This window comes from Sporosarcina sp. FSL K6-3457, from assembly GCF_038007285.1.
GTDB lineage: Bacteria > Bacillota > Bacilli > Bacillales_A > Planococcaceae > Sporosarcina.
This window is the reverse complement of sequence record NZ_JBBOWX010000001.1, coordinates 3,584,972-3,603,343: the sequence shown is the minus strand read 5'-3', so window position 1 is coordinate 3,603,343 and position 18,372 is coordinate 3,584,972. Positions and strand designations below refer to the sequence as shown.

At 44.4% G+C, this 18,372-nt stretch carries 16 protein-coding genes and 1 other annotated feature; of the genes, 12 read left to right on the top strand and 4 right to left on the bottom strand.

The genetic code is table 11. From position 1 onward, the window contains the following. The first annotated feature begins 76 nt into the window (after positions 1 to 76). The 12 genes from N1I80_RS17600 (at position 77) to leuD (ending at position 14,806) form a co-directional block, all read left to right on the top strand. Positions 77 to 997, top strand: a complete 921-nt coding sequence (locus N1I80_RS17600) for an NEAT domain-containing protein (protein ID WP_340739136.1) — start codon at positions 77 to 79, stop codon at positions 995 to 997. A gap of 56 nt (positions 998 to 1,053) precedes the next feature. After that, positions 1,054 to 1,920, top strand: coding sequence for a heme ABC transporter substrate-binding protein IsdE (isdE, locus tag N1I80_RS17595; RefSeq protein WP_340739135.1), 867 nt, complete (start codon positions 1,054 to 1,056; stop codon positions 1,918 to 1,920). 18 nt (positions 1,921 to 1,938) lie between these two features. Beyond that, entirely contained in the window at positions 1,939 to 2,931 is a 993-nt protein-coding gene (locus N1I80_RS17590; RefSeq protein WP_340739134.1) for a FecCD family ABC transporter permease, read from the top strand. Then, entirely contained in the window at positions 2,921 to 3,691 is a 771-nt protein-coding gene (locus tag N1I80_RS17585) for an ABC transporter ATP-binding protein (RefSeq protein WP_340739133.1), read from the top strand. Before N1I80_RS17590 ends, N1I80_RS17585 begins: the two co-directional genes overlap by 11 nt. Positions 3,692 to 4,168: 477 nt before the next feature. Next, positions 4,169 to 5,836 (top strand): dihydroxy-acid dehydratase, encoded by a 1,668-nt coding sequence (gene ilvD, locus N1I80_RS17580; RefSeq protein ID WP_340739132.1) that lies wholly within the window; start codon positions 4,169 to 4,171, stop codon positions 5,834 to 5,836. Between the two features lie 118 nt (positions 5,837 to 5,954). Then, positions 5,955 to 6,201 (top strand) — a binding site (T-box leader). A gap of 163 nt (positions 6,202 to 6,364) precedes the next feature. Next, the gene (gene ilvB / locus N1I80_RS17575) at positions 6,365 to 8,125 is read left to right on the top strand and encodes an acetolactate synthase large subunit (protein ID WP_340739131.1); all 1,761 of its coding nucleotides are present in this window, start codon (positions 6,365 to 6,367) and stop codon (positions 8,123 to 8,125) included. Continuing rightward, positions 8,122 to 8,640, top strand: a complete 519-nt coding sequence (ilvN, locus tag N1I80_RS17570) for an acetolactate synthase small subunit (protein ID WP_340739130.1) — start codon at positions 8,122 to 8,124, stop codon at positions 8,638 to 8,640. The genes ilvB and ilvN overlap by 4 nt, the downstream gene beginning before the upstream one ends. A gap of 195 nt (positions 8,641 to 8,835) precedes the next feature. Continuing rightward, positions 8,836 to 9,870 carry a ketol-acid reductoisomerase gene (gene ilvC / locus N1I80_RS17565; RefSeq protein ID WP_340739129.1) on the top strand — a complete coding sequence of 345 codons (1,035 nt, stop codon included), beginning with the start codon at positions 8,836 to 8,838 and terminating at the stop codon, positions 9,868 to 9,870. Next, positions 9,857 to 11,407, top strand: a complete 1,551-nt coding sequence (locus N1I80_RS17560; RefSeq protein WP_340739128.1) for a 2-isopropylmalate synthase — start codon at positions 9,857 to 9,859, stop codon at positions 11,405 to 11,407. Before ilvC ends, N1I80_RS17560 begins: the two co-directional genes overlap by 14 nt. 19 nt (positions 11,408 to 11,426) lie before the next feature. Next, a complete protein-coding gene (gene leuB / locus N1I80_RS17555; RefSeq protein WP_340739127.1) occupies positions 11,427 to 12,527 on the top strand; it encodes a 3-isopropylmalate dehydrogenase in 1,101 nt (366 codons plus the stop codon). A 258-nt stretch (positions 12,528 to 12,785) separates the two neighbouring features. Then, complete coding sequence (gene leuC, locus N1I80_RS17550) at positions 12,786 to 14,195, top strand: 3-isopropylmalate dehydratase large subunit (protein ID WP_340739126.1); 1,410 nt, start codon at positions 12,786 to 12,788, stop codon at positions 14,193 to 14,195. A 17-nt stretch (positions 14,196 to 14,212) separates the two neighbouring features. Continuing rightward, complete coding sequence (gene leuD / locus N1I80_RS17545) at positions 14,213 to 14,806, top strand: 3-isopropylmalate dehydratase small subunit (protein WP_340739125.1); 594 nt, start codon at positions 14,213 to 14,215, stop codon at positions 14,804 to 14,806. A gap of 297 nt (positions 14,807 to 15,103) precedes the next feature. On the opposite strand, the gene N1I80_RS17540 is transcribed toward leuD, so the two are convergent. The 4 genes from N1I80_RS17540 to N1I80_RS17525 are packed head-to-tail and all read right to left on the bottom strand — an operon-like array spanning position 15,104 to position 18,328. Beyond that, positions 15,104 to 15,592: an exosporium glycoprotein BclB-related protein gene (locus N1I80_RS17540; RefSeq protein ID WP_340740085.1), complete on the bottom strand. Its 489-nt coding sequence runs from the start codon at positions 15,590 to 15,592 to the stop codon at positions 15,104 to 15,106. Continuing rightward, the gene (locus N1I80_RS17535; RefSeq protein WP_340740122.1) at positions 15,592 to 16,095 is read right to left on the bottom strand and encodes a hypothetical protein; all 504 of its coding nucleotides are present in this window, start codon (positions 16,093 to 16,095) and stop codon (positions 15,592 to 15,594) included. The genes N1I80_RS17540 and N1I80_RS17535 overlap by 1 nt, the downstream gene beginning before the upstream one ends. After that, on the bottom strand, positions 16,092 to 16,526 hold the full coding sequence (locus N1I80_RS17530) for a collagen-like triple helix repeat-containing protein (RefSeq protein WP_340740121.1): 435 nt from the start codon (positions 16,524 to 16,526) through the stop codon (positions 16,092 to 16,094). The genes N1I80_RS17535 and N1I80_RS17530 overlap by 4 nt, the downstream gene beginning before the upstream one ends. After that, complete coding sequence (locus tag N1I80_RS17525; protein ID WP_340739124.1) at positions 16,526 to 18,328, bottom strand: hypothetical protein; 1,803 nt, start codon at positions 18,326 to 18,328, stop codon at positions 16,526 to 16,528. Before N1I80_RS17525 ends, N1I80_RS17530 begins: the two co-directional genes overlap by 1 nt. Between the last annotated feature and the right edge of the window lie 44 nt (positions 18,329 to 18,372).

The following is an 18,372-nucleotide window of genomic DNA, read 5'->3' as shown; positions in this document are numbered from 1 at the left end:
GTCACTATTTCAGTGACAGCCGGCGTTGTAGCGATTGCTCAAGAATTAAGTTCCTTAATAAAGGAGAGATTTTGATTTGAAGAAGAATATTATTTTTTTAGTTGCCATGATCGCAACGCTTATACTCCCAATACTTGCACCGCAGCAAGCCGCAGCAGCTTCACCCTATGCTGATGGTGAGTATACGGTGCCATTTAACGTGTTGAAGGATACGGGTAGTGAAACATCAGCAACAGCGGAATATGTCGTTAGCCCAGCAAAACTAATCGTCCAAAACGGCAAAATGCATGTAGTCATGACATTGAATAACAGCTCATGGTGGCAGTATTTTAAAGTGAACGGCGCTGAAGTACAAGTGGTCAGTGAGGACACGGCAAATGACAAGCGTATTGTGAAGTTTGAAGTGAAAGACCTCGATCAATTGGTTAATGCTAAGATTCATATCATTGTTACGGGAATTCCTGGTTTTACTTATGATAATAAATACGATATCCGCTTCAAATTTAACAGCTCGAATATCCCTTTAGCACCGGTTGCTGAAAAGCCGGAGCCTACTCCAACAACTAAACCTACTGAATCAGAAAAAGCGACGGCTACACCACCGCAAAAGCCAGCAGAGACGAAAGAAGAGAAGAAACCAGAAGTAACACAAAAAGTAGAAGAAAAATCGGCAGCCTCTAACTCTAAAGAAGAGACCGTTAGTGAGAAAGCAGAAGAGCCGGCTGTAGAAAAAACAATTGAACCAGTCGCGCCAACTGAACCTGCGGACACTGAAGCCGAAGTTACCGAAGCAGTAATCAATGAAGAGAGTGCGGAAGAGGAAGAACTGGAAGTTGAAGAAGTATCTAATGAACAACCTGAAGTGAAGGAAGAACAGGCAGTTGGTGAAGTAGAAGCCGATTCAACATCGAATGCTGGTCCCGTATGGTTCATTATTGTGATTGTAATTGTTCTAGCAGGCGGGGGATTACTATTCATAAGAAAACGAAAATCATAATTAACCTGGGTCTTGATGTACTATCAAGACCCTTCTTTAAGGAGTGAGCATAAAATATGCGGAAAACAAGCTATATGCTGTGCATGCTTATCATCGTTGTGTTGGCTGGTTGTTCATCACAGCAATCTGTGAAAGAACCCATTGATCCGACAGAGGATCGAATTGTTGCTACAACAGTCGCCTTGACGGAAATTATGGATGCACTTGAATTGGACTTAGTCGGTATTCCATCGAGCTACAAGGATTTACCGAAGCGTTATGAAGGCGCCAAAGAAGTGGGGAATCCGATGGGCCCTGATATGGAAATGTTGCTTTCGTTGAAACCGACGGAAATACTATCCGTCACAACATTACAATATGATTTGCAAGAGATGTTTGATGAGCGCAAAATTGATATGACCTATATCAATTTGGAAAGTATCGATGCGATGCATAGTGAAATTTTAAAAATGGGTGAAAAATATGATCGTCAAACACAAGCGCAAGCTATTATCGACCAATTTGAAGAGAAAGCGGCAGAGATTGAACAGCTAGCAGAAGGAAAAGAGCAGCCATCTGTCCTTATTTTAATGGGGATACCGGGCAGTTATCTTGTGGCAACCGAGCATTCTTATATCGGTGACCTCGTGAAGCGCAGTGGTGGGAAAAATGTCATCACTGGGGAAGATGTCGAATTTTTATCATCCAATACAGAATATTTACAGCAAGCTAAACCAGATATCATTTTAAGAGCGGCACATGGTATGCCTGACGAAGTTGTGAAAATGTTTGATGATGAATTTCGCACGAATGATGTGTGGAAGCATTTTGAGGCTGTAAAAAATGATCGCGTCTATGATTTGGACGAACTTCTATTTGGAACAACGGGTAATCTTGCAGCTGTTGAAGCGTTGGATGAATTGCAAAAAATGTTGTATCCATAATTAAAGGTAGGGAAAAGGATGTTTGCAAAAAACAAAAAAATGCTTAGTTTTGTCGGCGTCATTGCACTACTGGTCGTTGTTATTATTCAATCAGCCATTACAGGTAGCATAAAAGTAACGCCATTTGAATTAATTCAAGGGCTTTTCACGGGTACAAACGATGATGTAGCGATTATTAAAGATTTGCGATTACCGCGTATTATCATTGCTTTATTTGCAGGAGCAACTTTATCAGTAGCGGGGGTGCTATTGCAAGCTGTCATGCGCAATCCTTTAGCAGACCCGGGCATTATCGGTGTTTCTGCAGGCGCAGGGTTTATGTCTATACTGGTTGTGGCTTTATTCCCAACGTTGTATTTTTTTGTGCCCTTGTTTGCTTTTTTAGGTGGCGCATTAGCGTTTTTCCTTGTCTATTCATTATCCTGGAAATCGGGACTCGATCCGCTACGTATGATTTTAATTGGGATTGCGGTCAATGCTTTGTTTACGGGACTGAGCCAGGGGCTTGGGTTTAGTGGCAGCGCCCTGACACAATCCATGAGTCAGACGATGACCTCGACGTTAACGATGAAAAAATGGAGTGATGTCGATGTCATCGTTTTGTACGGCACGATTGGCCTTGTACTATCGTTTGGTGTATACGCATGGTGTAATTATTTGGCATTAGAAGATCGAACAGCGAAAAACTTAGGCGTCAATGTCAATTTGGCACGCTTTGTCATTTCGTTAGTTGCAGTTTTACTGGCATCTGTTGCGACATCTGTTGCAGGACTTTTTGCATTTGTCGGCTTGCTGGTCCCGCATATCGGCCGTTCACTAGTTGGTACAGATCATAAGGTACTCATTCCATTTTCTGCATTGGCGGGAGCGTTGCTGATTTTAACAGCAGATACATTAGGTAGAACGATTATCGCACCGAATGAAATACCCGCATCTATCATCATGGCTGTCATCGGGGGACCATTCCTCATATTCTTACTGAGAAAGAGTGATCGTATTTATGGACATTAAGGATATTACTTTTTCGTATGATAAAAAAGTAAATACGCTACATGGTGTCAATAGTACGATTGATATCGGAAAGATTACAACGATTATCGGACCAAACGGCTGCGGGAAATCGACGCTTTTAAGTGTGATGTCAAATAATAATGTTCCGCAAAGTGGGCAAGTTCTATTAGATGGCAAGGCACTTACGGATTTTAAACCGAAGGAACTGGCGAAAAAACTAGCTGTTGTTCATCAGCAAAATAACGCACCTTCTGATATGACGGTCGAAAAGTTGACGAGCTATGGACGAATTCCATACAAAAATCTATTTTCATCAACAACAGAAGAAGATGAGCAAGCGGTGGAGTGGGCACTTGCAAGTACAAACTTAACGGATAAAAGAAAAGTCCCAATCGACGAATTGTCAGGTGGTCAAATGCAACGCGTTTGGATTGCGATGGCATTAGCCCAAAAAACACCATTTCTATTTTTAGACGAACCAACGACTTATCTCGATATTTATTACCAATATGAACTATTGGAATTAATCAAGAACTTAAATCGCACACATGGCATATCGATTGTCATGGTGTTACATGATATTAACCAAGCCATCCGCTATAGCGACACCATCATTGCGATGAAGAACGGTGAAATTGTTGTCAAAGGTGCGCCAAGCGAAGTCATTACAGCGCAAACGGTTAAAGAGATTTACGGCGTCGACGTTATTGTAAAAACAGATGAGCAGACGGGAATGTATATTGTTCCCGTAGGTATATGATTTTAAATAGGAAGACACCATCGCACTTATAGAGATGGTGTCTTTTTGCGGTGTGCTGACAGTTCTCTGGATTACCCTGACAGTTTATTGATTTACACTGACAGTTCCTCGAATTGCCCTAACAATTTCGAAACCGATACGCTGAAAAATAGAGTGTCAAAAAATATTTATAAGTTGTTCATAAATAACTTGTATGCAATATATCGCGCTATATTGCGATTTGTAAGCGCATTCAACCAAATTGACTATTTGTAATTGGCTAACAATTAAAAAAAGACTGTTGACTCCAATAGGAATCCAAGATATGATGGCATCAATCCAATATTAGTTCGTGATTCAAATCACAAACTATAAGACAGAAATAAGTAAAGTCACAAAATAAGCGAACAGGGAATGATTGAACTTCATCCTTCCTCAGAGAAGAATTGAATTACATTCTTCCTTAATATGTGAGTGATTTGATTAGGAGAGAGTGCTATGAGAAGTGACATGATCAAAAAAGGTGTGGATCGCGCACCTCACAGAAGTTTGCTTTATGCGACTGGTATTAAAACCAAAGATTTAGAAAAGCCGTTCATCGGCGTTTGTAACTCATATATTGATATTATTCCGGGACACAGACACTTAAACAAATTTGCTGAAATTGTAAAAGAAGCCATTTGGGAAGCAGGCGGGGTTCCATTCGAGTTCAATACCATTGGTGTTGACGACGGAATTGCGATGGGACATATCGGTATGCGGTATTCATTGCCAAGCCGTGAACTCATTGCCGACTCAGCAGAAACTGTCATCAATGCACACTGGTTTGATGGTGTGTTCTATATTCCGAACTGTGACAAAATCACACCGGGTATGCTGATGGCGGCGGTTCGTACAAATGTCCCTTCCGTCTTTGTATCGGGTGGCCCAATGGAAGCCGGTGTTTCGGCGGATGGGAAGGCACTTTCACTTACTTCAGTATTTGAAGGAGTCGGTGCATACAAGGCAGGCAAAATGACAGCCGAAGAACTACTGGATATCGAAAACAACGCTTGTCCAACATGCGGCTCTTGTTCAGGAATGTTTACGGCAAACTCTATGAACTGCTTGATGGAAATGGTAGGTCTTGCATTGCCAGGAAACGGTACGATTGTAGCAACTTCAGATGAACGTCATAGACTCATTAAAGAAGCAGCTAAACATCTGGTACGAATGGTGAAAGAAGATATTAAGCCGCGCGACATTGTTACAAAAGAAGCAATCGATGATGCATTCGCTTTGGATATGGCAATGGGTGGTTCAACAAATACAGTACTACACACGCTAGCCCTCGCACATGAAGCAGAAATTGATTATAACGTTCATGATATTAATGTAGTGGCAGAGCGAGTTCCTTATTTAGCGAAAATTATGCCAGCTTCGGACGTCTCAATGGATGATATTTTTAGAGCAGGCGGCGTAAGTGCGATTATTAATGAATTAACTAAAATACCAGGTGCTATTCACCCTGACCGTATTACGATAACAGGCAAAACGATTGGCGAAGATGTGGCAGATTATCCGATTCTCGACGACAAAATCATTCGGACGAAAGATAATCCTCATAGCAAGGTCGGTGGCTTATCTGTTCTATTCGGAAACATCGCTCCAGACGGTGGTGTCATTAAAGTCGGTGCTGTCGATCCATCTATTAAAGAATTCCGTGGTGAAGCGATTGTCTTCGAATCACAAGACGATGCACAAGAGAACATCGATAATGGTACTGTACGCGAAGGTCATGTCGTGGTCATTCGTTACGAAGGACCAAAAGGTGGGCCTGGAATGCCAGAAATGCTTGCGCCGACATCCGCAATTCAAGGACGCGGTTTAGGCACGAAGGTAGCCCTCATTACTGACGGACGTTTCTCAGGAGCATCTCGCGGAATTTCAATCGGACACATATCACCAGAAGCTGCTGATGGTGGGCCAATCGCACTTGTTGAAAATGGTGACATCATCGCGATTGATTTGATCAATAGAACAATTGAGCTCGAGGTTGCCGATGAAGTTTTAGCAGAACGAAAATCGAAATTACAACCGTTCGAACCGAAGATTAAAAAAGGCTGGTTAGCTAGATATTCAGCACTTGTGACATCTGCAAGTACTGGTGGTGTTATGAAAATTTAACTTAATTCTGCCGAATTAAGTTAAAGCCTCCGGCGGATGTCACAGATTTTGAAGGGAGTTAATTGCGCAAGCGCAATTCAAAATCCGGACGCAATTACGCCGAGGCGAAATTGAATATAATAACTCGTTGATGAGGTAAAAGTGGTTGGAATTCGTATTCACAGAGAGCCGGTGGTGCTGAAAACCGGTAATACAACCAACCGCGACATCCCCTCGGAGTGGATTGCTGAAACTAATGCAACAATAGGCAATCTCGGGCGTAGAGAAATCTGTGCTCGTTAGCAACGAATAGACTCGTCTATTCATGAGGTAGCGAATTTGCTACGAACAAGGGTGGTACCATGAAAAGCTTTTTCATCCCTATGTAAAGAAGGATATTTCTTTGCGTGGATGAAAAAGCTTTTTTATATTCATCCAGCAAAAAGTTCCTGCTGGACGCAATTATGTCAAGGCATAATTGATTACAAGAAGAATTAATTAACTATTCAATAACTATATAACTAACAAATAGTAAGGAGGAGTTTGTAGATGAATGCTGGCGTTCAAGCGAAGCAAGCTGCAAAGGAAATCGCACCGAAGACTGTGACTGAACAACAAACAAACCAACCGAAAGATGGGTCGGCTGTTCTTATTCAGGCGTTGAAGGACCAAGGTGTCGAAGTGATTTTCGGCTATCCTGGCGGGGCTGTATTACCGATTTATGATGCGTTGTATAAAAACCCTATCTCTCACATACTTGCTCGTCATGAACAAGGTGCGATTCATGCGGCAGAGGGCTATGCTCGTGTTTCTGGAAAACCTGGCGTTGTCATTGCAACATCGGGCCCAGGAGCAACGAACCTAGTGACGGGCATTACGGATGCGATGATGGATTCATTGCCACTAGTTGTTTTCACAGGTCAAGTTGCAAGTTCGGTTATTGGAACGGACGCATTTCAAGAAGCAGATATTATTGGTATCACACAACCGATTACGAAGCATAATTACCAAGTGAATAACATGGCAGATTTGCCAAGAATCATAAAAGAAGCATTTCATATTGCGTCAACGGGGCGTAGAGGTCCAGTTTTAGTCGATATCCCGAAGGACATTGCAACTGGATTGTTCGTACCAGTTGAAGATACAAAGACGGAAGTCAATTTACCGGGGTATCAGCCGACAACGACTCCAAACTTTTTACAAATACAAAAAGCAGCACAAGCCATTTCGCAAGCGGAAAAACCGCTTATCCTTGCAGGTGCCGGTATTCTCCACGCCCAAGCAATGGACGAATTGAAAGAGTTCGTAGAAAAACATCAAATCCCGGTGACGAATACGCTTCTCGGGCTAGGTGGTATCCGTGGCGATCACGAATTATTCCTTGGAATGGCGGGTATGCACGGAACGGTCACTTCCAATATGGCACTTTATAAATGTGATGTGCTTATCAATATTGGTGCACGTTTCGATGACAGGCTGACCGGAAATCTAAAACAATTTGCGCCAAACGCAAAAGTAATCCATATTGACATCGACCCAGCTGAAATCGGCAAAAACGTTCCAACGGAAATTCCGATTGTAGCAGATGCCAAAGAAGCCTTGCAAGCACTATTAAAACAGGAAATCGCTGTAACAGAATCAGCTGATTGGCTGACGTACTTGAGGGAGTCTATGAAGGAATATCCACTATGGTACAACAGCGATGACGGTGCTCTACTTGCGCAACAAGCGGTCGAAATCATCCACCGTGTGACAAAAGGGGATGCCATTGTCACAACAGACGTTGGTCAGCACCAGATGTGGGCGGCGCAATACTATCCGCTCAACAATCCAGATCACTGGGTAACTTCTGGAGGTCTTGGAACAATGGGCTTCGGCTTCCCAGCGGCAATCGGCGCTCAAATTGCAAAGCCAGATAAACGCGTTGTCGCTATTGTTGGAGATGCAGGCTTCCAAATGACTGCGCAGGAATTATCTTTACTACAAGAACTTCGTATTCCGGTCAAAGTTGTTATTTTAAACAACGAAGCGCTTGGCATGGTTCGCCAATGGCAGGAGACGTTTTACGAAGAGCGCTATTCACAATCATTGATTCCCGTCCAGCCTGATTTTGTCAAACTGGCGGAAGCATATGACATTAAAGGGTATCGAATTAATACATTGGAAGAAGCAGAAACAGTGTTCCAAGAAGCGCTTTTATCGGATGAACCCGTTCTCATTGATTGTCGGGTGAAACGATTGGAAAACGTCTATCCGATGGTGGCGCCAGGTAAAGGCAATCATGAAATGATTGGGGTGAGCCCGAAATGAGAAGAGTTATTACTGTAACGGTTATTAATCAAAGTGGTGTATTGAACCGGGTGACTGGTCTATTGATGAAAAGGCAGTTCAATATTGAAAGTATTACTGTCGGCCACACAGACCAGCCTGACAGGTCAAAAATGACATTCATCGTCAATGTGGATGATGAACAGAAAATTGAGCAACTTGTTAAACAGCTATCCAAACAAATAGATGTCCTGAAAGTCAATGACATTACGGACAAATCCATTGTTATGCGGGAGCTTGCTTTAGTAAAAGTCATTTCACCGCCTCATGTTAGAAGTGAAATGAACAGCATCATCGAGCCATTCCGGGCGAGAATTCTCGATTCTAGTAAAAGCGTGGTTACCTATCAAGTTGTCGGTCATCCAGAGAAAATTGAAGCATTCATTGAATTGCTGAAACCTTATGGCATTAAGGAATTAACGCGAACAGGTGCAACAGCGATGACACGCGATATGCAAAAGATCCAATCACCACAGCTATCGATTTTGAAACAATAATCAATTACGCCTTGGCGTAATTCCCATTGAAAATCGGTGACATCCGCGGGTCGACAGGATGTCGATCATGCAACCATTGCCACAGGATGTGGCGCACTTAGGTTGCCTACCACTATCTGGCACAGATAAAAGAATTCATGGTATACCCATATAATTCTATAAAAAAAACAAACAACCCACTAGGAGGAAATTATTATGACAAAAATGTATTATAACCAAGATATCAACGAGGCAGTTCTACAGGATAAGAAGATCGCAATCATCGGATACGGTTCACAAGGTCACGCACATGCTCGTAACTTGAAAGATTCAGGTTTCGACGTTGTTGTTGGTGTACGTCCAGGTAAATCTTTCGACCAAGCAAAACAAGATGGACTTGAAGTGAAAACAGTTAAAGAAGCTGCAGAACAAGCAGACTTCATCATGATCCTATTGCCAGATGAAAGACAAAAGCAAGTCTATGAAGAGGAAATTGCACCAGCTCTTACAGCAGGAAAATCACTTGTATTCGCACACGGTTTCAACGTTCACTTCGGTCAAATTAAACCACCAGCAGATGTTGACGTATTCCTAGTAGCGCCAAAAGGACCAGGACATCTCGTACGTAGAACATTTGAAGCAGGCGCAGGTGTACCAGCATTGTTCGCCATCTATCAGGACGTATCGGGCAATGCCAAAGACGTTGCACTTGCATATGCAAAAGGAATCGGTTCTGCACGCGGTGGTGTTCTTGAAACAACATTTGAAGAAGAAACGGTTACGGATCTATTCGGGGAGCAAGCAGTTCTTTGTGGTGGTTTGACATCACTTGTTAAAGCTGGATTTGAAACACTTGTAGAAGCTGGTTACCAACCTGAACTTGCTTATTTTGAAACATTGCACGAAACAAAACTAATCGTTGACTTGATGTATGAAGGCGGCATGGCAGGCATGCGCTACTCAATCTCAGATACAGCTGAGTGGGGTGACTTCGTTTCAGGTCCACGTATTGTAGATGCTGATACAAAAGCACGTATGAAAGATGTTCTAACAGATATTCAATCAGGTAAATTTGCAAAAGAATGGATTGAAGAAAACGAAAACGGTCGTCCAAACTTCAACCGTATCGAACAAGCAGAAGCGAAGCACCAAATCGAAGAAGTAGGTCAAAAACTTCGTGCAATGATGCCGTTTGTGAACGAAGGTGCAAAAACAAAAGAGGAAGAAGTGGTGGGTAGTGCGAAAAATTGACATATTTGATACAACACTTCGGGACGGAGAACAATCAGCTGGCATTAATCTAAATACGGCTGAGAAGTTAGAAATTGCAAAACAGCTTGAAAAATTCGGGGCAACAATTATTGAAGCAGGGTTTCCTGCTTCATCCCCGGGTGATTTTGAAGCGGTTCAACGCATTGCGAATACGGTAAAAAATTCGACAGTGACAGGTCTTGCTCGGGCGATGAAAAGCGATATTGAAACGTCGTGGGAAGCACTTCGTGGTGCGGAACAACCTCATTTACATGTCTTTTTAGCAACATCACCCATCCATATGGAATACAAGCTGCAAAAAACTCCCGATCAAGTGGTGGATATTGCAGTGGAAGCTGTTAAATATGCACGCAAATTTTTCCCGACTGTACAATGGTCTGCGGAAGACGCATTTCGCTCAGATCACGAATTTCTAGTACGCATTATCGATCAAGTCATTGTAGCGGGTGCAACAGTTATCAATATTCCTGATACAGTTGGTTATGCCACGCCTCAAGAATACGGTGCTCTGTTCAAATACTTAAAAGAAAATGTGACGGGTATCGACAAGGTTAAGCTGTCGGCACATTGCCATAACGACTTAGGAATGGCTGTTGCCAACTCCATCGCAGCGATTGAAAACGGTGCGGAACAAGTTGAAGGAACGATTAACGGTATCGGTGAACGAGCGGGTAACGCAGCACTTGAGGAAATTGCAGTCGCACTACATATCCGTAAAGATTTTTATGGTTTTGAAACTGGCATCAATTTACAGGAAATTAAACGCACCAGTCAGCTTGTTAGCCAATTAACGGGTGTTGTTATCCAGCCGAACAAAGCAGTTGTTGGAAAAAATGCTTTTGCACATGAATCAGGTATTCACCAAGATGGCTACTTAAAAAATCGTCAAACATATGAAATTATTACTCCTGAATTAATTGGTGATAAAACGGAGCCGCTGGCACTTGGTAAGCACTCTGGACGCCATGCCTTCAAAGACCGGGCTACTACAATGGGCTTTGAATTAAATGACGAGAAATTAAATCAAGCGTTTGCCGAGTTCAAAAAGCTGGCAGACCGTAAAAAAGAAATTACTGAAGATGATCTGTTCATTTTATTCACAGATCAACAAATTAAATATAAAGATACGCCTGTCTATGAATTGACGAATGTTCAAGTGCAGTATGACACGGTTAATGTTCCGACAGCGACAGTATCAGCAGTTGAACCAAGTGGTGAAGCGATTACTGTAGCGGCAACAGGCGCTGGATCAGTCGAAGCGATTTTTAATACACTGGAGCAGCTTGTCATAGGAGAAGTTCATATCCTCGACTATCGTGTCACATCTATCGGTAAAGGGCGCGATGCACTTGGTGAAGCCGTTGTCAATTTAAGTATTGATGGTGAAGTTTCGATTGGGCGAGACGTTGCGCAAGATGTATTGCAAGCCTCTGCTAAAGCCTATTTAAATGCTATTAATAGACATTTGATGAAAATAGCAAATCCAGTGAGAACAGCTGTATCTGAGATAAATTAAAACAAGGAGGAGAAGTCCTATGGAAAAAAGAGTAGCAGTATTACCAGGCGACGGAATCGGTCCAGAAGTGACGGCAGCAGCAGTAAAGGTGCTAGAAACGATTGGAAGACGCTTTAGTCATACCTTTCATATTGAATACGGGGCAATCGGTGGCAATGCGATTGATCAATATAATAATCCACTTCCGGAAGAAACAATTAAGCTTTGTGAAGAGAGTGATGCCGTTCTCCTCGGAGCAGTAGGCGGACCAAAATGGGACCAAAATCCTTCAGAGCTACGCCCAGAAAAAGGCTTGCTTGCGATTCGAAAACATTTTGACCTATTTGCCAATCTGCGTCCAGTAGCTGCTGTACCATCTTTGCTCCATGCCTCTCCTCTTAAAGAAGAAGTGGCGAAAGACGTCAACATGATGATTGTTCGCGAATTAACGAGTGGCCTCTACTTTGGTCAACCAAGCAGACGGACAGAGAAATCAGCTGTGGACACATTGGTTTATACACGAGAAGAGATTGAACGCATTGTGGAAAAAGCCTTTGAATTAGCTAGATTGCGTCGCGGAAAAGTAACGTCTGTTGATAAAGCAAACGTACTAGAGTCGAGTAAGTTATGGCGTGAAGTAGTAGAAGAGAAGAAAAAAGCGTACCCAGATATCGAAGTGGAGCACGCACTAGTCGACTCTTGTGCGATGAAACTGATTACGAATCCTGCAACATTTGATGTTGTCGTTACAGAAAATATGTTTGGTGATATTTTAAGTGATGAAGCATCTGTTATTACAGGTTCACTTGGTGTATTACCATCTGCAAGCATTAATGGAGATAATTTTGGGTTATACGAGCCAGTTCACGGCTCTGCACCTGAAATTGCAGGTCAAGGCATTGCCAACCCGGCTGCTACGATTTTATCAGTTGCGATGATGCTGAAATATTCTTTTGATTTGAAAACGGAGGCGGCAGCTATTGAAGCAGCGGTCAATACGGTATTCGAAGATGGCTTTTTCACAGCGGATCTTGCATCACCAGGACAACGGGTTTTATCGACTAAAGAATGGACGGACAAAGTTGTGGATGAGTTAGATACACAGTTTGTTTCGAATAGTATTATGTTTTCATACGTTTGATTGAATTAAATTAGGCCTCCGGCGGATGTCACAGATTTTGAAAGGAGTTAAGGAAGGCAGTCCTGTCGCAACAAGGAAGGATGCAGTTCAATCCTTCCCCACTGCATGACCTACATCCTGTAGGCCCCATGCTCAATTCAAAATCTGAACGCAAATAGGCCTTGGCGGATTTGATCTTTAGGAGAGAGGGAACGGGCATAATGCCTGTTTACCCTCTCAGATTTTTTATAAATATCTACACAGGAAGGAGAAGCACGCATGGCTAAAAATATTATTGAGAAAATTTGGGATCAGCATGTCGTATACGAAGAACAGGGGAAGCCAGATTTGCTCTATATCGACCTTCATTTATTGCATGAAGTGACTTCTCCACAGGCATTTGAAGGGCTAAGATTGGCTAATCGGACTGTACGTCGACCAGATTTGTGCTTTGCGACGATGGATCATAACGTGCCAACGCGTAACAGAAATGCGATTAAGGATCCGATTGCTCGCAAGCAAATTAATACTCTGCAATCTAACTGTGATGAATTCGGCATTGAGCTTGCCAATATGGATCATCCAGATCAAGGGATTGTCCATATTATTGGGCCGGAACTTGGGCTGACACAACCTGGAAAAACAATTGTCTGTGGAGATAGTCACACGTCAACACACGGAGCGTTTGGAGCAATTGCATTCGGTATTGGAACAAGTGAAGTGGAACACGTTCTATCGACGCAAACACTATGGCAAGCCAAACCGAAAACGATGGAAATTCGTGTCAATGGTAAACTTGGCTTCGGTGTGACAGCAAAAGATATTATTCTAGCGATTATTGCGAAATTCGGTATTGATATGGGGACAGGTCATATCGCTGAATATACAGGTGAAGCTATCCGAAATCTAACGATGGAGGAACGGATGACAATTTGTAATATGTCGATTGAGGCGGGCGCGAAGGCGGGTTTAATCAGTCCAGATGAAACGACGGTTGCTTACCTAAAAGGTCGCAGGTATGTACCAGAAGGGGAAGCGTTCGACGAAGCGGCAGCAACTTGGCTAGCCCTTGCATCAGACGAAGGCGCGACGTATGACACAGTTGTTGAAATTGATGCGGATGAAATTGAACCATTTGTGACGTGGGGAACGAATCCAGCAATGGGATCTGGCATTACAGCGCATGTTCCGTATGCGAAGGATTTTGAATCAGAGTCGGACAAAGAAGCGTTGAAACAAGCGCTTGCTTATATGGGCCTTGAAGAAGGGGTACCTTTGACTTCTATTGATATTCAACATGTATTCATTGGTTCATGCACAAACGCGAGATTAAGTGATTTGCGCGCTGCTGCCCAAGTGATTGAAGGGAAGAAAGTCCATACCTCTGTCACGGCGATTGTCGTACCAGGTTCACGTACGGTTAAAAAGCAGGCAGAAGATGAAGGTTTGGATGCTATTTTCCTAGAAGCAGGTTTCGAATGGCGGGAGTCAGGATGTAGTATGTGTCTGGCTATGAATGACGATGTTGTACCAACTGGAGAACGTTGTGCTTCAACGTCAAACCGTAACTTCGAAGGACGTCAAGGCGCTGGTGCCCGTACACATCTGATGAGCCCGGCGATGGCTGCTGCTTCTGCGATAGCAGGTCATTTTGTTGATGTTAGAGACTTGCAAAGTCAGAATGCATAACGGAGGGAGATGAGCAGATGGAACCCATTAATGAAGTCGTCAGTGTAGTGACGCCACTTGATCGTAAAAATGTTGACACAGACCAGATTATTTCAAAAGAATTCCTGAAACGGATTGAACGCACAGGTTTCGGCAAGTATGTATTTTATCATTGGCGCTTTAACGAGGATGGTAGTGAAGTGAAAGATTTCGTCCTCAACGATGAGCGATTCAAAGGCTCGAAAATTTTAGTTGCTCATGAAAACTTCGGCTGTGGTTCTTCTAGGGAACATGCGCCATGGTCGATTTTGGATTATGGATTCAATGTTGTCATTGCTCCGAGTTTTGCGGATATTTTTCATAATAACTGCATGAAGAATGGCTTGCTACCTATTAGATTAACGGTTGCAGAAGTAGAGGAGTTGTTGGCAAATGGTCAACAACAGGCTTATTCTGTAGAAGTTAATTTAGAGAAGCAGACAGTGACAGGGCAGGATGGCAAGGTGTATTCATTTGACATTGACCCGTATTATAAACAAATGTTGTTAAATGGTTGGGATGAAATCTCGTTGACATTCCAATATGAAGAGCATATTGCGAAGTACGAAGAGCGAGTGAAACAGTCAGTATAAATAGAAGGGGCTATCTAGGAAGTTAATGTAAACTAACTTCCTAGATAGCCCCAATTTTTTATTTACTACCAAAATATTGCTTTCTATACTTCGACAAGCATTATGGGAAGGTTTTCAATCATTTTGGAGTCATTATCGATCAATTGCCAAGAGTTATCGATCATTTCAGCAGAGTTATCGTCATTTTAGGACTTTTCGCTCATCGAAGTGGCAAAGCCTTCTACTTGTTATAAGATTCTCAGAATAGAATCTTGCTCTTGTATATCAATTAATAAAGCCTCTTTGCATGTGCTTTTATTAATTGATGCTCAGACCTGCACTTGCCTCGCCTGTCAATGTGTTTACTAGATTAATGCCGCTGGCAGTTGCAGAAAACACCATTAGCAAACGGTCACCCGCATTGACATTGAATGTGAAGCCACTTGCAGTATTTGCAACCGCAGTACCAATCGAGATTGTGCTAGGGAACACTAGACTGACAGTGACGCCAGTAGCGCTAAAGGTGCTGCTATTACCTGTTGCACGATAAATCTCCGCATGAACGGTCATTGTGGATAATGGGAGGTTCAGCCCAATAGAACTTCTAAAAAATGCCGATATGCTTGTTAGTGTTCCTGTACGAGGCACATTAAAGGCTAAGTTACTTAAAACGGGTAGTGTGAATGAACCACCAGCAATAGAAACGCCGGCCATAGAAGTCCCGAATCCTACAAGGGCTGGAGTACCAACTAATCCTAGAGCTAGTGTGTTTAATGTGACGACTGAAGTTCCTGAAGCAAATGGAATTAGCGCGCTAACGCCCGGAATACCTTGCGAGCCTGTGGGACCAGTAGGACCCGTTGCTCCTTGAATACCTTGAATTCCCTGTATACCTTGAGGTCCTGTATCCCCAGTGACGCCTTGTATTCCTTGAATGCCTTGAGGTCCAGTATCGCCTGTAACGCCTTGTATTCCTTGAATGCCTTGAGGTCCAGTATGCCTTGTATGCCTTGAGGTCCAGTATCCCCAGTGACGCCTTGTATTCCTTGAATGCCTTGAGGTGTATCGCCTGTGACGCCTTGTATTCCCTGAATGCCTTGAGGTCCAGTATCGCCTGTGACGCCTTGTAGGTCCAGTATTCCCTGTATGACGCCTTCCTTGAATGCCTTGAGGTCCAGTGTCACCTGTGACGCCTTGTATTCCCTTGAGGTCCAGTATATGCCTTGAGGTCCAGTATCGCCCGTGACGCCTTGTATTCCCTGAATGCCTTGAGGTCCAGTATCGCCCTGTGACTTGAGGTCCAGTATCACCCGTGACGCCTTGTATTCCCTGTGAATGCCTTGAGGTCCAGTATCGCCCGTGACGCCTTGTATTCCCTGAATGCCTTGAGGTCCAGTATCGCCCGTGACGCCTTGTATTCCCTGAATGCCTTGAGGTCCAGTATCGCCTGTGACGCCTTGTATTCCTTGAATGCCTTGAGGTCCAGTATCGCCCGTGACACCTTGTATTCCCTGTATGCCTTGAGGTCCAGTATCGCCCGTGACGCCACCTGTGACGCCTTGTATTCCCTGTATGCCTTGAGGTCCAATGCCTTGAGAATACCTTGAGGTCCAGTATCGCCCGTGACGCCTTGTATTCCCTGAATGCCTTGAGGCCCAGTATCACCTGTGGCGCCTTGTATTCCTTGAATGCCTTGAGGTCCAGTCGCCCCAGTTGCTCCCGTAGCACCTGTGACGCCCATTAATCCTTGAGGCCCAGTATTGTTACCCCTTGAATTCCCTGTGGTCCTTGTGCTCCAGTATTACCTGTAACACCTTGTATTCCTTGAATGCCTTGCGGTCCAGTCGCCCCAGTTGCTCCCGTAGCACCTGTGACGCCCATTAATCCTTGAGGCCCAGTATTACCGGTTACACCTTGAATTCCCTGTGGTCCTTGTGCTCCAGTATTACCTGTAACACCTTGTATTCCTTGAATGCCTTGCGGTCCAGTTGCCCCAGTATTGCTCCCGTAGCACCTGTGACGCCCATTAACCTGTGACGCCCCTTGAGGCCCAGTATTACCGGTTACCCCTTGAATTCCCTGTGGTCCTTGTGCTCCAGTATTACCTGTAACACCTTGTATTCCTTGAATGCCTTGCGGTCCAGTTGCTCCCGTAGCACCTGTGACGCCCATTAATCCTTGAGGCCCAGTATTACCGGTTACCCCTTGAATCCCCTGTGGTCCTTGTGCTCCAGTATTACCTGTGACGCCCTGTATTCCTTGAATGCCTTGCGGTCCAGTTGCCCCTTGAGCCCCGGTATTCCCAGTTGCGCCTTGTACCCCTTGAATTCCCTGAAGTCCTTGAGGCCCAGTATTCCCAGTTACACCTTGAACTCCCTGAATCCCTTGAGGTCCAGTCGCGCCAGTTGTGCCCGTCGCCCCGGTGACCCCCATTAAACCTTGAGGCCCAGTATTCCCAGTTACACCTTGAACTCCCTGAACCCCTTGAGGTCCAGTCGCGCCAGTTGTGCCCGTCGCCCCGGTGACCCCCATTAAACCTTGAGGCCCAGTATTCCCAGTTACACCTTGAACTCCCTGAATCCCTTGAGGTCCAGTCGCGCCAGTTGTGCCCGTCGCCCCGGTGACCCCCATTAAACCTTGAGGTCCAGTATTCCCGGTTACACCTTGAACTCCTTGAAGCCCTTGAGGTCCAGTCGCTCCAGTTGTGCCCGTCGCCCCGGTGACCCCCATTAAACCTTGAGGTCCAGTATTCCCGGTTACACCTTGAACTCCCTGAAGCCCTTGAGGTCCAGTCGCTCCAGTTGTGCCCGTCGCCCCGGTACCCCCCATTAAACCTTGAGGCCCAGTATTCCCGGTAACACCTTGAATTCCTTGAATCCCTTGAGGTCCAGTCGCTCCAGTTGTGCCCGTCGCCCCGGTGACCCCCATTAAACCTTGAGGTCCAGTATTCCCGGTAACACCTTGAACTCCTTGAAGCCCTTGAGGTCCAGTCGCCCCAGTCGCTCCCGTAGCACCTGTGACGCCCTGTATTCCCTGAATGCCTTGCGGTCCAGTTGCCCCTTGAGCCCCGGTATTACCCGTTGCGCCTTGTACGCCTTGAATCCCCTGAATACCTTGTGGTCCTTGAGGTCCGGTATTACCCGTAACGCCTTGTACCCCTTGAATCCCCTGAATGCCTTGTGGTCCTTGAGGTCCGGTATTACCCGTAATGCCTTGTACCCCTTGAATCCCCTGAATGCCTTGTGGTCCTTGAGGTCCAGTATTACCCGTAACGCCTTGTACTCCTTGAATTCCCTGAATGCCTTGTGGTCCTTGAGCCCCGGTATTACCAGTCGCCCCCGTAGCGCCAGTAGGTCCTTGAAGTCCTTGGTTCCCTGTAGCGCCAGTCGGTCCGGCAGGTCCAGTCGGCCCAGTAGCTCCTTGACATTCATTTGGACAACAGCATAAGCAATTGTTACATCCGCAAAACTCATTACACTCACAACAATTACTTGATTCGTCACATTTATTGGATTGCTGTCTTACATAATCGTAAAAATTCATTTTACCGCTCCTTTCCGTAACATCCTATTCATGCGGTAGACGGA